The sequence below is a fragment of the Pseudomonas sp. PDM19 genome, assembly GCF_014852215.1.
GTDB lineage: Bacteria > Pseudomonadota > Gammaproteobacteria > Pseudomonadales > Pseudomonadaceae > Pseudomonas.
The window spans coordinates 113,899-128,380 of record NZ_JACVBG010000003.1; the positions used below are offsets into that span (position 1 = coordinate 113,899).

Annotated in this window: 13 protein-coding genes; 8 read left to right on the plus strand and 5 right to left on the minus strand. The window is 60.5% G+C overall.

The features are described 5' to 3' along the window. Nucleotides 1-83: 83 nt before the first annotated feature. The 7 genes from IB273_RS16545 to IB273_RS16570 all read left to right on the plus strand — a co-directional run bounded on the left by IB273_RS16545 (nt 84) and on the right by IB273_RS16570 (nt 9,148). Nucleotides 84-833, plus strand: a complete 750-nt coding sequence (locus tag IB273_RS16545) for a molecular chaperone (RefSeq protein ID WP_192224567.1) — start codon at nt 84-86, stop codon at nt 831-833. Between the two features lie 117 nt (nt 834-950). Then, complete coding sequence (locus IB273_RS31630; RefSeq protein WP_263866306.1) at nt 951-1,595, plus strand: FimD/PapC N-terminal domain-containing protein; 645 nt, start codon at nt 951-953, stop codon at nt 1,593-1,595. Continuing rightward, nucleotides 1,565-3,652, plus strand: coding sequence for a fimbria/pilus outer membrane usher protein (locus IB273_RS16550; protein WP_318652495.1), 2,088 nt, complete (start codon nt 1,565-1,567; stop codon nt 3,650-3,652). The genes IB273_RS31630 and IB273_RS16550 overlap by 31 nt, the downstream gene beginning before the upstream one ends. Nucleotides 3,653-4,172: 520 nt before the next feature. Next, a complete protein-coding gene (locus IB273_RS16555) occupies nt 4,173-4,679 on the plus strand; it encodes a fimbrial protein (RefSeq protein ID WP_192224568.1) in 507 nt (168 codons plus the stop codon). 89 nt (nt 4,680-4,768) lie between these two features. Further along, nucleotides 4,769-5,518 carry a molecular chaperone gene (locus IB273_RS16560; protein ID WP_192224569.1) on the plus strand — a complete coding sequence of 250 codons (750 nt, stop codon included), beginning with the start codon at nt 4,769-4,771 and terminating at the stop codon, nt 5,516-5,518. A 122-nt stretch (nt 5,519-5,640) separates the two neighbouring features. Next, nucleotides 5,641-8,304 (plus strand): fimbria/pilus outer membrane usher protein, encoded by a 2,664-nt coding sequence (locus IB273_RS16565; RefSeq protein WP_225610209.1) that lies wholly within the window; start codon nt 5,641-5,643, stop codon nt 8,302-8,304. A gap of 343 nt (nt 8,305-8,647) precedes the next feature. Further along, complete coding sequence (locus IB273_RS16570) at nt 8,648-9,148, plus strand: fimbrial protein (RefSeq protein WP_192224570.1); 501 nt, start codon at nt 8,648-8,650, stop codon at nt 9,146-9,148. A gap of 267 nt (nt 9,149-9,415) precedes the next feature. On the opposite strand, the gene IB273_RS16575 is transcribed toward IB273_RS16570, so the two are convergent. The 5 genes from IB273_RS16575 to arfA all read right to left on the minus strand — a co-directional run bounded on the left by IB273_RS16575 (nt 9,416) and on the right by arfA (nt 13,949). Further along, nucleotides 9,416-10,399 (minus strand): fimbrial protein, encoded by a 984-nt coding sequence (locus IB273_RS16575; RefSeq protein WP_225610210.1) that lies wholly within the window; start codon nt 10,397-10,399, stop codon nt 9,416-9,418. A gap of 289 nt (nt 10,400-10,688) precedes the next feature. After that, nucleotides 10,689-11,732: a fimbrial protein gene (locus tag IB273_RS16580; protein WP_225610211.1), complete on the minus strand. Its 1,044-nt coding sequence runs from the start codon at nt 11,730-11,732 to the stop codon at nt 10,689-10,691. Between the two features lie 126 nt (nt 11,733-11,858). After that, on the minus strand, nt 11,859-13,118 hold the full coding sequence (locus tag IB273_RS16585) for a lytic murein transglycosylase (protein WP_192224571.1): 1,260 nt from the start codon (nt 13,116-13,118) through the stop codon (nt 11,859-11,861). Between the two features lie 305 nt (nt 13,119-13,423). Beyond that, on the minus strand, nt 13,424-13,723 hold the full coding sequence (locus tag IB273_RS16590) for a hypothetical protein (protein ID WP_081517154.1): 300 nt from the start codon (nt 13,721-13,723) through the stop codon (nt 13,424-13,426). A 73-nt stretch (nt 13,724-13,796) separates the two neighbouring features. Beyond that, nucleotides 13,797-13,949 (minus strand): alternative ribosome rescue factor ArfA, encoded by a 153-nt coding sequence (gene arfA, locus IB273_RS16595; protein ID WP_045215115.1) that lies wholly within the window; start codon nt 13,947-13,949, stop codon nt 13,797-13,799. A gap of 176 nt (nt 13,950-14,125) precedes the next feature. Here arfA and IB273_RS16600 point away from each other — a divergent pair, with 176 nt between their 5' ends. Next, complete coding sequence (locus IB273_RS16600) at nt 14,126-14,476, plus strand: YciI family protein (protein WP_081517155.1); 351 nt, start codon at nt 14,126-14,128, stop codon at nt 14,474-14,476. The last annotated feature ends 6 nt before the right edge of the window (nt 14,477-14,482 follow it).

The window sequence follows — 14,482 nt, forward strand, 5'->3', positions numbered from 1 at the left end:
GGTGACTATAGCTAGCTGCAACATCCGAAGGGGAAGGGGTGTCCCCCTTCCCTTTCTCTTCGGCATTCAAAGGTGTTCGAGTAATGGCAAGTCCGATTTACAACTCCATTTGGCTCGCTGGCGGCCTTGCAGCGGCTTTGCTCTGGTCCTGTCTCGCTGACGCCGGCATCGTCATCCAGGGCTCCCGCGTTGTCTACCCGGCGAAAGATCGGGAAGTGACGGTGAAGATGAGCAACGTCTCTGACCAGCCCTCCCTGGTCCAGGCGTGGGTCGACAAGGGCAATGAAAAGCTAACCGCCGACAAGGCCGATGGCCCATTCCTCATCACGCCACCCATTGCCCGTGTCGAAGCAAAGAAAGGCCAAGCCCTGCGCCTGATCTACACCGGCGACGACGCTGCTTCGAAGAAGCAGGAAACCGTTTTTTGGCTGAACGTTCTTGACGTTCCGCCCATGCCCAAGGACAAGGACGCCAACTTCCTTCAGGTCGCCGTGCGTTCACGCCTGAAAATCTTCTACCGACCTGAAGGGCTGCCCGGTACCCCTGCTGACGCCGCCAAGGGGCTGCATTGGTCTGTCGCGCCCTCAGGTGCTGGTTACGTGTTGCGTGTCAAGAACGATGCTGCTTACCACGTGTCGCTGGTTACTGTGCAACTGGTCGCGAACGGCCAGACTCACACCGCCAAGGCGGAGGACCTGCCTTTGATCACCCCCAACAGCAGTGTGGACATCCCGCTGCGAACCCTCACAGGTCAATCAGTAGTGGGTGCCAAGGTCGATTACCAGTGGGTCAGCGACTACGGCTCACTGAACAAGCAGGAAGCTGCTCTCTAGAAACAAGGTGGCTCCGAATCCGCGACCGGGCCAGCCGCCTCGCCCCTTTTTATCCCAGCATGCCCCCTTGGGGCAGGGATGAATTCGTCCGCGGTAAATGGATGAGTACAGAGGATCATGGACACAACACAAGGCAGGCTCTCCTCCCATCATCAGCGTTCGCCATTGGCCATGGCCGTAGCGTCTGCGCTGCCACCCTCCCTGTCCCTATCCCTTGTCTGCGGGCTGCTTCTGGCTGCCCTGGTCATCCCGGGCGGCGGTACGCTTCAGGCGCAGGAGCTTCCAGCCCTGACGCCGCAGATGCCGGATCTTCCCGAACAAGCCGGCGGCGCGCCGAGCTATGCGGCCTTCAACCCCAACTTCTTTGATAACGATGGCACGGGGCCCGGTGTTGACGTATCTCGCTTCGAGAATGGAACGCCCGTTTCGCCTGGAGAATACCGGCTGGATGTCTATGTCAACGAGGGCTGGATTGGCCGTATGCCCATTCGGGCTGTGTCCAACGGTAGCGACAAGAACGCCTCGGCGCGCTACTGCTTGAAGTCCGCGCAGTTCCGTGAGTTGGGTATCGACGTCGACAAGCTGCCGCCGGAAAACCAGAAGCAGATCGTGGGAGACTGTGTCGATTTCGCCAGTGCCGTGCCCGAAGGAAAGATCGATGTCGACCTGTCCGAGCTGACCGCGCGCGTTCCGTTCCGCAGCTCTATGTCGGCCGAGCCTTGCGCGGCTATGTGGACCCGGCCCAGTGGGATGGTGGGGTGACCGCTGGCTTCCTCAACTACAACACCAACGTCTACAAGACTGAGAGCCACGGCACCGACTCTACTCAGGGCTTCGCAGGGGTCAATGCGGGCGTCAACCTCGCGGATTGGCGTGTCCGCTACAACGGCAGCTACAACCGCACCAAGGCTGACGGCATGTCGACGCAAAGCAACTACAAATCTCTGAGCACCTATGCTCAGCGCGATATCACTCGGCTGAAATCCCAGCTCACGGTCGGTCAGTATTACTCGCCCAGCGACCTGTTCGATTCTGTGCCCTACTCCGGCGTGCAAATCGCCAGCGACGATCGCATGCTGCCGGACTCTCAGCGCGGCTTCGCTCCCAGTATCCGTGGCGTGGCGGAGAGTAACGCACGGGTACAGGTCAAGCAGGGCAACAACGTCATCTACGAGACCAGCGTGGCGCCGGGTCCCTTCGAGATCAACGACCTGTATAACACCGGTTACGCAGGTGATCTGACAGTGGAAGTCACCGAGGCCGATGGTCGCGTGAAGTCCTTCCTCGTGCCCTATGCCTCCATCAGCCAACTGGTGCGCCCAGGCGTAACGCGCTTCAGCGTGACTGCCGGCCAATACCGCGACGACACCCTCGACCGTGAGCCGAACTTTGCCCAGGGCACCTACCAATATGGCGTCAGCAACCTGTTGACGGCCTACGGGGGGGGAATCGTGGCCAACACCTATCAGTCCGGCCAGGGTGGCCTGGCTATCAGTACGGAACTGGGTGCGCTGGCTGGCGACGTCACGCTGTCTCATGCGTCCGATCTTCCAACTGAACGCTATGGCATCAAGCGTGACATGAATGGCCAGAGCTACCGGCTGACGTACAGCAAGCTGCTCGAAGCCACCAGCACCAACATGACCATCGCCGCGTACCGCTTCAATAGCGAAAACTTCCTCAGCCTGCAGGACTACGCTCAGGTCTGGGGGCGTCTCGATGAGAAGTATGAATTCGATCGCCAGCGCAACCGCTACCAGCTCACCCTGAACCAGCCTGTAGGTGAGCAGAGCTCCATCTATATCAATGGTTCCAAACAGGATTACTGGAACCGCAGCGGTAGCGATACCAGCTATCAGGCCGGCTACAGCACCGGCTTCAACTGGGGCTCCCTGGGAGTAAGCGCCTCGCGCACCAACAACCAGTACGGTGAGTACGAGAACACCTACATGGTTAACGTCAACGTGCCGATCGGAATGGAGAGTGGCAGGCCGATGGCGTTGACTACCAACGTCAACGTCACCGACAACAAGAACAACAGCGTACAGACTACCCTCAGCGGCACGGCCGGTGAGGAACGTGAAGTCAGCTACGCCGTGTTCGGTTCAGGTAACAAGGTTGACGGCGACCGTACCTACAACGGTGGTGCAAACGCTACCTACAACTCTCCCTATGCCACCTACAACGTCAACGCCAGCGGTGGTGACCACTACAAGCAGGCCGGCCTGGGGGTTCGTGGTTCAGTCGTGGCTCACCCCGGCGGCGTCAACTTCAGCCAGAACCAGGGCGAAACCATTGCCATCCTCGAGGCCAAGGGGGCGGAAGGCGCGGCGGTCAACGCCAACGTTGGCGCCAAAGTGGCCGGTAACGGCTATGCCGTGGTTGGCGGCCTGACGCCGTATCGCCAGAACGACTTGGAGATCGATCCCAAGGGTACCTCCAGTGACGTCGAGCTGCAGGTCACCCAGCAAAGCGTGGCGCCGCGCTATGGCTCGGTAGTGATGCTCAAATACCCCACCGTCAGCGGCGTTGCCGTGCTCATGTCCATCCTCAGGGACGATGGCGAGGCCGTCCCGCTGGGCGCCGACGTACTCGACAGCAAAGGCAATAGCCTGTCGATGGTCGGTCAGGGCGGCAAGGTGTTCCTGCGGGGCCTGGAGCCTCGTGGTAACTTGGTGGTCAAGTGGGGCGAGAGCTCCGGCCAGCGCTGCCAGCTCAGCTACCAATTGCCTGGTGGGAAAGCGGTTGGCATGGCCTTCCTAAAGACCGATGCCACCTGCCGGCCAATGTTGGAAAAGCCGCAGGTTGCCACCCGTTGACCGGATTGCTGGCATTGTCCTGCCGTCGACGCCGATTTGGCCCTACTACAGGTCGAAGAAGAGAATACCAGTAGGGCAACACTCATCTGATGCTCGTCTATCCGTAAGGGAGTCTCCAGGCTGGTGAGCCTGATGTCCGAACTCCAATCTCACCCTTTAAAGGCGCCCTCTAGGCGCCTTTTTCGTGCGTGTCGAGATGATTCGCCAGTGGCGGGCAGACTGCAGGGTGCCGCTCTTTCATTTAGTCGACTGTTCTTCCTAGGAAGACGGATAGCTTGGATTCTTACGTCTTTAGGACGGAATGGGTGTGAGGTGGGGTGAATTTCGTTGAGAAGTTTCTGACGGAAAAGGTGGGATTCGCTGACAGCAGGGCGAACCGGGAGAGCCGCACAATTCTTACCGTCGCTGGCCGCAACTGAACAGGCAGCGGTCGTCGCCGCGGGGAAGGCAGAGATGCCTTGTATGTGGCTCAACTTCGTGAAGCGGCACCCCGACCCCCTAATCCTGCTGAGTGAAACAAATGAAAAAGCTACTCGTCGCTGCAATCCTCTCATCCACCTCGGTGGGCGCCTTTGCCTATGACGCTCAGGTCAACTTCAACGGTGAAGTGCTGGATCAGACCTGCGCCGTCAACGGCAATACTGACGGTTCTACCGTCGTGAACGTGACCCTGCCGAAGGTTAACAAGAGCGCACTGGCTGGAGCCGAGAGCTGGGCTGGCAACACGCCGTTCCAGTTCAAGCTGACCAACTGCCCGGTCCAGGCTACCAAGGCCAAGTGGGAAGTTACTGGCCAGGTTGACGCTGCCGGTACCTTGGTCAACACCATCGCCGGCACCAACGCCACTGTTCGCCTGATCGACCCGGCCAACAGCTACATCAACATCCAATCCGACGCTGGTTACTCCTTCACCCCGGCCGCCGACGGCAGCGCGACCCTCAACTACATGGCGCAGTACTACTCCCAAGCTGGCTCGGCTACCGCCGGCAAGCTGCAAACCGTTGGCTACTGGACCCTGACCTACTAACAGGGGCAGCCGCCTCGTAGTGGTTGTAGTGAAGCTTGAAATATCCGGGGGAGGGTTTCCTCCCACCGGTCTTTAGAGGTGACCGAGCAATGGCAAGTCTGACTTCCAAATCCCTGTGGTTCGCTGGCTGTATCGGCCTGGCCATGTTGTGGTCCGGTCTGGCGGACGCCGGCATCGTCATCCAGGGCTCCCGCGTCGTCTACCCCGCCAAGGAGCGGGAGGTGACGGTCAAGATGAACAACATCTCCGACCAGCCCTCCCTGGTCCAGGCCTGGGTCGACAAAGGCAATGAAAAACTCACCGCCGACAAGGCCGATGGCCCATTCCTCATCACGCCACCCATTGCCCGTGTCGAAGCAAAGAAAGGCCAGGCCTTGCGCTTGATCTACACCGGCGACGACGCTGCTTCGAAGAAGCAGGAAACCGTTTTCTGGTTGAACGTTCTCGACGTTCCGCCCATGCCCAAGGACAAGGACGCCAACTTCCTTCAGGTCGCCGTGCGTTCACGCCTGAAAATCTTCTACCGCCCTGAAGGGCTGCCTGGCACCCCGGCCGACGCGGCCAAGGGGCTGCATTGGTCAGTCGCGCCCTCCGGTGCTGGTTACGTGTTGCGCGTCAAGAACGATGCTGCCTACCACGTGTCGCTGGTTACTGTGCAGCTGACCGCGAATGGCCAGGTTTTCACTGCTAAGGCCGACGACATGCCCATGGTTGCACCCAATGGCAGCAAGGACATCGCGTTGCCGGCACTCACCGCTCCGCCGGCCGCGGGGGCCAGGGTCGACTACCAGTGGGTCAGTGACTACGGCGCGCTGAACAAGGAAGAAGCCTCTCTCTAGGCATCTTCCCGGCGCGAGGCTTGAGCAGCCGCGCCTCCCCTTTTGTTTTGCTACTTGGAACCGGCCGATCAAGGTCTGGGGCGATTTTGCCTGCGAAAAAGTGAATACACAGAGCAACGATCATGGACATCACGCACGGCGGACTCCTCCCGCAGCATAAGATATCGCCCTTAACACGCGCTGTGGCTCTTGCCGTCGCACTGCCGGTCGCTTCCTGCTTCTGCCTGGTGTTGTCAGCTTTGCTGGCAACTGGCAGTCCAGTCATTCAGGCGGCTGAGCAGAACGAAGTGAATGCTTCTTCAAGCTTTGCGGCCTTTAACCCGAATTTCTTCGACAACGATGGCAAGACGCCCAGTGTCGACGTCACCCGCTTCGAGAACGGTACCCCTGTGTCACCGGGCGAGTACAGCCTGGATGTCTACGTCAATGATGGCTGGATCGGCCGTATGCCTATCCGTGCGGTGGCCAGCGGCGCCGACAAGACAACCGTGTCGGCTTACTGCATCCGCGCCTCGCAGTTCCGCGAAATGGGGGTGTCAGTGGACAAGCTGCCTCCGGAAAACCAGAAGCGTATCGTTGGCGATTGCGTCGAATTCTCCAAAGCGGTGCCTGACGGCAAGATTGACGTCGACTTGGCAGAACTGACCGCGCGTGTATCGATTCCGCAGCTCTATGTCGGCCGCGCCTTGCGCGGTTACGTCGACCCATCCCAGTGGGATGGCGGCGTGACCGCCGGCTTCGTCAACTACAACACCAATCTTTATCAAACCGACAGCTACGGCAGCAAATCAACCCAGGGCTACGCCGGCGTCAACGCGGGCGTCAACTTCGCCGACTGGCGCATGCGCTACAACGCCAGCTACAACCGCAACATGACCGACGGAGCGCCGACGCAAAGCGAATACAAATCCCTGAGCAGCTATGCCCAGCGTGACGTCACGCCGCTGAAGTCCCAGCTCACCATAGGCCAGTATTATTCGCCCAGTGACCTGTTCGACTCCGTGCCTTACACCGGTGTGCAGATGGCCAGCGATGATCGTATGTTGCCTGATGCCCAGCGCGGCTTCGCTCCCGATATTCGAGGTGTCGCCGATACCAACGCGCGTGTTCGAGTGAAGCAGGGCGACAATGTCATCTACGAAACCAGCGTGGCACCCGGTCCGTTCGAAATCAACGACCTGTACAACACCGGCTATGCCGGTGACTTGACCGTTGAAATCACCGAAGCCGATGGCCGCGTGAAGTCCTTCATGGTTCCCTACGCTTCCATCAGCCAGTTGGTGCGCCCCGGCGTATCGCGCTACAGCCTGACGGTCGGTAGGTACCGTGACGACACGCTCGAGCGCGAGCCTGACTTCGCCCAGGGCACCTACCAGTACGGTGTTAACAATCTGATGACCGCCTATACCGGCGGTATCCTTGCCGATACCTATCTGGCCGGCGAGGGCGGCTTGGCCTTCAGTACCGCGATGGGCGCGCTCGCGGTGGATGTGACGCTTTCACACGCCCAGGACCTGCCCACCGACCGCTATGGTATTAAGCGCAACATGGACGGCCAGAGCTACCGGTTGACTTACAGCAAGCTGCTCGAAGCCACCAGTACCAACATGACCATCGCGGCTTACCGCTTCAACAGCGCCGACTACCTCAGCCTGCAGGACTACGCCCAGGTCTGGGGACGGTTGGGCGAGCAGTACGATTTCGACCGACAGCGAAACCGCTACCAGCTTTCCGTGTCCCAGCCGGTTGGTGAGCGCAGCTCCTTCTATGTCAATGGCTCCAAGCAGGACTACTGGAACCGCAGCGGCAGCGATACCAGCTACCAGACTGGCTACACCACGGGCTGGAGCTGGGGTACCGTGGGCGTAAGCGCATCACGCACCAACAATCAGATCGGCAACTACGAAAATACATACATGCTCTCGATCAACGTGCCGATCGGCACCGAGTCGGCTAGCCCGATGACCGTGAGCAACAACTTCACCTTCAGTGATGGCAAGAACGATAACCTGCAGACCACCCTCAGCGGTGTGGTCGGGGACGAGCGCCAGTACAATTATTCGGTGTACGGCTCGGGTGACAAGAACGATGGTGATCGCACCTACAGCGGCGGCGCCAACGGTACCTACAATTCGCCGTACGCCACCTACAACGCCAACGTTAGCGGCGGCGATCATTACAAGCAGGTCGGCGGCGGCGTACGCGGCTCGGTCGTGGCGCATCCGGGTGGCATCAATTTCACCCAGAACCAGGGCGAAACGATCGCCGTGCTCGAGGCCAAAGGTGCTGAGGGAGCCTCGGTCAACGCCAACGTTGGCGCAAAGGTCGCCAGCAACGGCTACGCCGTGGTTGGCGGCCTCACCCCGTATCGTCAGAACGACCTGGAGATTGACCCCAAAGGCACCTCCGATAACGTCGAACTGCAGGTTACCCAGCAAAGCGTTGCTCCGCGCTATGGCTCGGTGGTCATGCTCAAGTACCCCACCACCAGTGGCGTGCCAGTGCTTATGATGATCGACCGCGAGGATGGTGCTGCGATTCCAGTGGGGGCCGAGGTGTTCGACGCCAAGGGCAACAACCTCTCTATGGTCGGCCAGGGCGGTAAGATCTTCATGCGCGGCCTCGAGCCCAAGGGCGAGTTGCTCGTCAAGTGGGGCAATGGCTCCGGCCAGAGCTGCCGCCTGAATTACGAGCTGCCCGAGGGCAAGGTGGAAGGGGGGGCTTTCCTGAAAACCAACGCCACCTGTTCGCTCGTACTGGACAAGCCGCAACTAGCCTCGCGTTGATGGAGGCGGCCCCACGGCCTCCTTTTTCTGGAAGGGGTATCACTCCCCTATTAGCGGCGTTGCAATACGCGCTCATCCCCAGTTTCTGGAGGGAGCGCGGGGCGGTCTTGTGGGGCGGCCTGTTTTTGATTTTTCCTGCCGACTATCGCGGAGCTGCTGTCAGATTCCATCTGACGAAAATATGGCAGGAGGCAGCGTCAATTCATACATGATTAGCCATGCGGGCTGATAGTGGCTGCCTGCTACCGAACTTTATATTCCTTGAGCTGGTGCTTACGTCAAGCAGTCAGCGCCGGGGAGTACATTCCCGGCCATGGTTTCACTCCTTCAAAGGATACTGAAGATGAATAAACTGTTGGTAGCGGGCATGTTGTCCACCTTGGTCGGCACACCAGCCTTTGCCTACGACGCTCAGGTCGAGATTAACGGCCAAGTGCTCGACGAGAGCTGTACCATTAACGGTTCCAGCGTGGCACCTGCAACGATCAACGTCTCTCTGCCGTCCATTAATAAGAACGCATTGAACAAAGTCGGTGACTGGGCCATGAATACACCCTTCACGCTGAAACTGACCAACTGCCCCAGCAGCGTCAAGGTTGTCTGGGAGAAGATGGCCAACGTCGATAGTGCAACGGGCGCCTTGGTTAATACTGTCGCGGGCACAAATGCGCAGCTCCGTGTGCTAGATGATGCCTTCGCGCCGATCAACCTGAACGCTGACACCGGCCGCACGGTAACCGGTGGCGCCGCTGACCTGGTGTACTACGGCCAGTATTACGCCAAGGTGGCGCCGGTGACTCCCGGCGAGCTCAGGACTTTCGGTTACATTACCCTGCAGTACTGACCCACCCAGCCCGCGTGCCCAGAGCGGGCTTCTGTTGTCCTCGCGCCCTGTTTTCAGGCCGATTCTCTCGCTTGATACCGTTTCGACTCCACTCCGGACCAAGTGGTATCTGACGCTGCCGGCTGTATGCGTTCCGATTTATACCGATCACTGGCGGAGTGCGCGGGCCAATGCCGGCATTGTCCTTATCCGGCCCCTGTCTGGCTGTAGCAGGAGTGAATGAACAGGTGCCGGATAAGTGCTGAGGTAGTGGGCGATACCTTGCTCTCACTGGTAGCGCATGGTGAGGGTCATGGCGGTATTGGCAGTGCCTACGTCGATGCTGGCGCCTGTCTGGTAGTAGCGCGCCTGCAGCGGAATGCTGTAGCTGCCGCCGGTGGCCGCGTTGTAGTTGGCAAAGGTTTTGTAGCTCGAGAGCGGGAACACCGCGCCGCTGCTGTCGAGCAGTTGGATGCCCACGCCGGTGGCCGTTGAGGTGCTGTCCACAGCAACCACTGATTGCGATGAATTGACGACCGTGGTGGTGGGGTCGAGCTTGTATTGGATGCTGCTCATGCCAGCCGGGCAGTTGTTGACGCTGATGTTGAAGTTGGTCGAGCGCGTGTAACTGCCAATGCCACTGAATTCGGCGCGCAGGTGCTTGCCCAGCGGGACACTGACGTTCGGTGTCTCGCAGGCGCCGACCACGATGGTGGTGGCCGTCGTTTGCCACTGCACTTGGGTTTGGCCGCCAGCGGGGTCGATGGCGGCTCTGAGTATGGTTGCGGCGGGGATCACACCGCCGCCGTTGGTCAAGGGGCCGTACTTGACCAAGGCCACCTTGCCCCCGGCGCTGGCTCGCTGCGTGGTATTTTGGATGGGGAAATCGATGGAGCGGGGGATGTTCCGGTAATCGTAGCTATTGCTGCCCCAACTGCCGGCTCCGCCCACGATGAAGCCGATGCCGGGGATGTTGGTCTTGAACACGCTATAGGTGACGCTGCCATCCGAATAGGTCGTGCCCGTATTAGCTCCCAGGCTTGCTCCGGCCGTGAAATTGATCTTGGCGCCATCGCCGATCGCGGTGCCTGTGCAATTCCACATGCTGGTCTGGCTAGGCCAGTTGGCCACCCAGCCGCCCAGTATGGTTGGGGCCTGCGAGTCGCGTGGAACCGCTATCGTACTGGGCAGCGAAAGGGTCAGCATGTTGGCTACGCCGGTGAGGTTACAACTGATGTTGGCCCATGCCGTGCTGGTGCCGACCAGCAGCATCGGCGCCAAGAGACACCGAGTCATAATCAATGGCCGCTGCCACTTTCCGTTGTATGCCATCCTGATAGCCCTGTCTGATAATGTCAGTGGCTACTATGGCTTGCGGCGGTGTTGCTGAGAGAGTCTACGATTCCGGTGACGGCTCCGGAGAAATCTGAAATCTCTCGCCTTTGCGGCGAGGGCCGAGTCGTTCAGCACTTAAATCGACGCGTGCCGCTGATGAACAGCGCTGGACGTGACTAGGTTGCAGTGCTGCTCTGGCCCCCTCTACCTGCCAGGGCCGAAGTCTCTACTGATACAACATGGTCAGGGTCATGGCTGTATTGGCCGTGCCGGTGCCGATGGAGGCGCCGGTCTGGTAGTAGCGCGCCTGAAACGGAATGCTGTAGCTGCCGCCGGTGGCCTTGTTGTAGTTGGTAAAGGTCTTGTATGTCGACAGTGGGAACACGGCGCCAGTGCTGTCGAGCAGTTGGATACCCACGCCGGTGGCCGTTGAGGTGCTGTCCACAGCAACTACCGATTGCGACGAATTGGTGACCGTGGTGACGGGGTCGAGCTTGTACTGGATTGCGCTCATGCCAGCCGGGCAGTTGTTGACGCTGATGTTGAAGTTGGCTGAGCGCGTGTAACTGCCAATACCACTGAATTCGGCGCGCAGGTGCTTGCCCAGTGGGACACTGACGTTCGGTGTCTCGCAGGCGCCGACCACGATGGTGGTGGCCGTCGTTTGCCACTGCTCTTGGATTTGGCCGCCAGCGGGATCAATGGCGGCTCTGAGTATGGTTGCGGCGGGGATCACACCGCCGCCGTTGGTCAAGGGGCCGTACTTGATCAAGGCCACCTTGCCCCCGGCGCTGGCTCGCTGCGTGGTATTTTGGATGGGGAAATCGATGGAGAAGGGGATGTTCCGGTAATTGTAGCTATTGCTGCCCCAACTGCCGGCTCCGCCCACGATGAAGCCGATCCCGGGGATGTTGGTCTTGAACACGCTATAAGTGACGCCGCCATCCGAATAGGTCGTGCCCGTATTGGCTCCCAGGCCTGCTCCGGCCGTGAAATTGATCTTGGCGCTATCGCCGACTGCGGTGCCTGTGCAATTCCACATGCTGGCCTGGCTAGGCCAGTTGGCCACCCAGCCGCCCAGCATGGTTGGGGCCTGCGAGTCGCGCGGAACCGCTATCGTGCTGGGCAACGAAAGGGTCAGCATGTTGGATGTGCCGAGGCTACAACTGATGTTGGCCCAGGCGCCGCTGGTGCACACGAGCAGCAATATCGCCGCGAACCATTGAGCGTTTCTGACCGATGTCCGCTTCCCCTTTGCTTTGATAGACATTTTGATAACCTAATTTGCTGATACCAGCGGCTATCTTCGGGGCCTGCGGTGTAGGAATGTAGTCGTATTGTCCTGCTGATGGTGTAAGAAGGGCCTGAAGTCTTGCGGTGTCAGGACGTTTCGTCCTCAGGCATTGCGCAGGCGGATCAGCAGGTCCAGCGTCGGATAGCCGTCTGCCGGCAGCCCCGCAGATTTTTGGAAAGTACGGATTGCCTGCCTTGTGTTGGCGCCGATGATGCCGTCTACGGTGCCTGGCTGATGGCCCTTGGCGGCTAACAGCTGCTGCAATTCGATCCTTTCGCTGCGGCTCAGTTGCACCTCCTCGACTGGCCATTCCCCCGCCAGTTGGCCGCCGCCTTTGAAGCTATCGGCGAGCAGGCCGACGGCGAGGGCGTAGGAGGTTGAGTTGTTGTACTTGAGAATGGCGCGGAAGTTGTCCGTTACCAGGAATGCCGGGCCGCGATAGCCTGCTGGGAGTACCAGTGAGACGCTCGCCTGCGGATCGCCAGGCAGCGTGCCGCTGGCCGGCCGCACCCCCAGGCGCAGCCATTCGGCCATGGGCTTGCGGATGCTCATTTCAGCGAGGGCGTAGTCGAAGCCCTGCGGCAGACGGACCTCAAAGCCCCAGGTCTGGCCGCGCTGCCAGCCGGAAGTCTTCAGGTAGTTGGCGGTGGAGGCCAGCGCGTCGCTGGGCGAGTCCCAGATATCGCGCCGGCCATCGCCGTCGAAGTCCACGGCGTAGCGGTTGTAGGTCGTCGGGATGAACTGCGTCTGCCCCATGGCACCGGCCCAGGAACCGATCATGTTGCTGGCGGGCACGTCGCCGTGCTGGATGATCTGCAAGGCGGCGATCAGCTGGTCGCGGCCGAAATCCGGGCGACGGCCTTCGTAGGCGAGCGTGGCGAGGGAGCGAATAACGTTCTTGCTGCCCATCTGCCGGCCGAAATTGCTTTCCATGCCCCAGATCGCGACGACGGCTTCGCGGTCGACGCCGTAGCTGGTGTCGATGCGTTGCAGCGTCTCGGCGTTCTGCGACAGGCGGTCCTGGCCATTGCGGACCCGCGCTGGCGAGACGGCGCTTTCCAGATACTGCCAGACCGGACGGGTGAATTCGGGTTGACTACGATCTGCGGTCACTACCGAATCATCCGGCTCGATGCCATCGAAGGCTGTGTCGAATGTTTCTGCGCGAATGCCGGCAGCCAGCGCCTGGATGCGGAAGTCGTCGCGCCATTGGGCGAAGCTTTGCGTTGGTCGGGCATGCTCGGCAGCGGCGCCCTTTGGGGGCGGCTCCGTGCAGGACGTCAGCAGGCCGAAGCTGGCCAGGGACAGAGCGGCGACGAGCAGGCAGCGTTGGCCGACAACAGGTGAAACAGGCTTGCGCATTGCTCTCCTCGGGAACTGGCAGGGGAGGGGCCACCTTAGCATGGCCACTGTGACGCGTCTGCGTTGGGCAGAATCGGCGGGTGTGCAGATTCGATGGCGCAGCCGCGGGAAAATTCCCCCTGGCGACAAGGTAACCGTCGGGCGGCGCGCCGCCGCACTCTTGTAGGGCGCATAACGCGCCAGCGTTATCCGCCGTGGAGGATGCGGCGGATAACCCGTTCCGGGGTATGCGCCCTACGGTCGGCCATCTGGCGTTGCTGCGCCCTACGGTCCGGTCGTCTGGTGCCGGCCCACGGTCTGCCCCGTTACTGCTTGGGTGTGGCGCCGGTTTCCTGATCGACCTTGGGCGCGCTCTGGTTCAGTTCCTTGAGCATGTCGTCATAGGCGGCGCAGTCGTCCGGGCGCTGTTCGCTGGAGCGAGACTTCTTCATTTCCGCGAGTTTTTCATTGAGCTTCTGTGCGCGTTGGGGATCGCTGCGGGTGACTTCGGTGACCTTGGCGGCGACTTGCTTGCCCTTGGCTTCGGCTTCCTGGTCGGAGCAGAACGCATGGGCGGACAGGCTGAAGGGAAGGGCGAGGATGGCGAGGATCAGGGGAGCTTTCATGGTTTGGACCTCCAGGGCTTGGCTGTCCGGTTGAAAGCGAAAGGGCGGGGCTGGTTCAGGTTTTTTGAGGATTTCAGGCCGCCAGAAGCGAAGAAGCCTCCCAGTTTCGGGAGGCTTCGCGGCGGTAGCTGCCTTTGCCTTTGAGCGGCTGTTCCTGGCGGCTGCGGAACAGGGGCTGTGCGACCAGGGATTTGGCCTTGTTCGGCCGTTTGGATTTCTTCGCCATGTGACTTTCCTCGTTTAGGCCGGTGCCATTGCCGGCGGGCGCATCTTCTGCCTATCTGGGACGTTTGTCCATGCCATTGGTCACCGGCGAGCGGGCCAAGACTGCCGTGTGCGATTCGGGGCTACTCTGGTCGACGGACCTTTCTGGCACCACGGACAAGAACGAGGGCAAGGGCGATGAAGTTTCTGTGCATGATCTACTTTGACGAGCGCAAGGCGGCGGAGCTGCCGGAGGCCGAGCTGCGCGGCATCGTCGACGAGTGCATGACCTACAGCGAGCAACTGCGGCGCAGCGGTAATTACATCGCGGCCAATGCGCTGTTGCCGACGCCGACCGGGCGCACAGTGCGCGGCCAGGGTGACAAGCTTGCCGTTACCGACGGGCCTTTCGCCGAGACGCGGGAGCAGTTGGGCGGCTTCTACCTGATCGAGGCGCAGAGCATGGAGGAGGCCGAGCGCATCGCCGCGAAGATTCCACCGGGGCGGCTGGGCTGTGTGGAAGTACGCCAGGTACGGGAGTGGGAGTGAGGTATG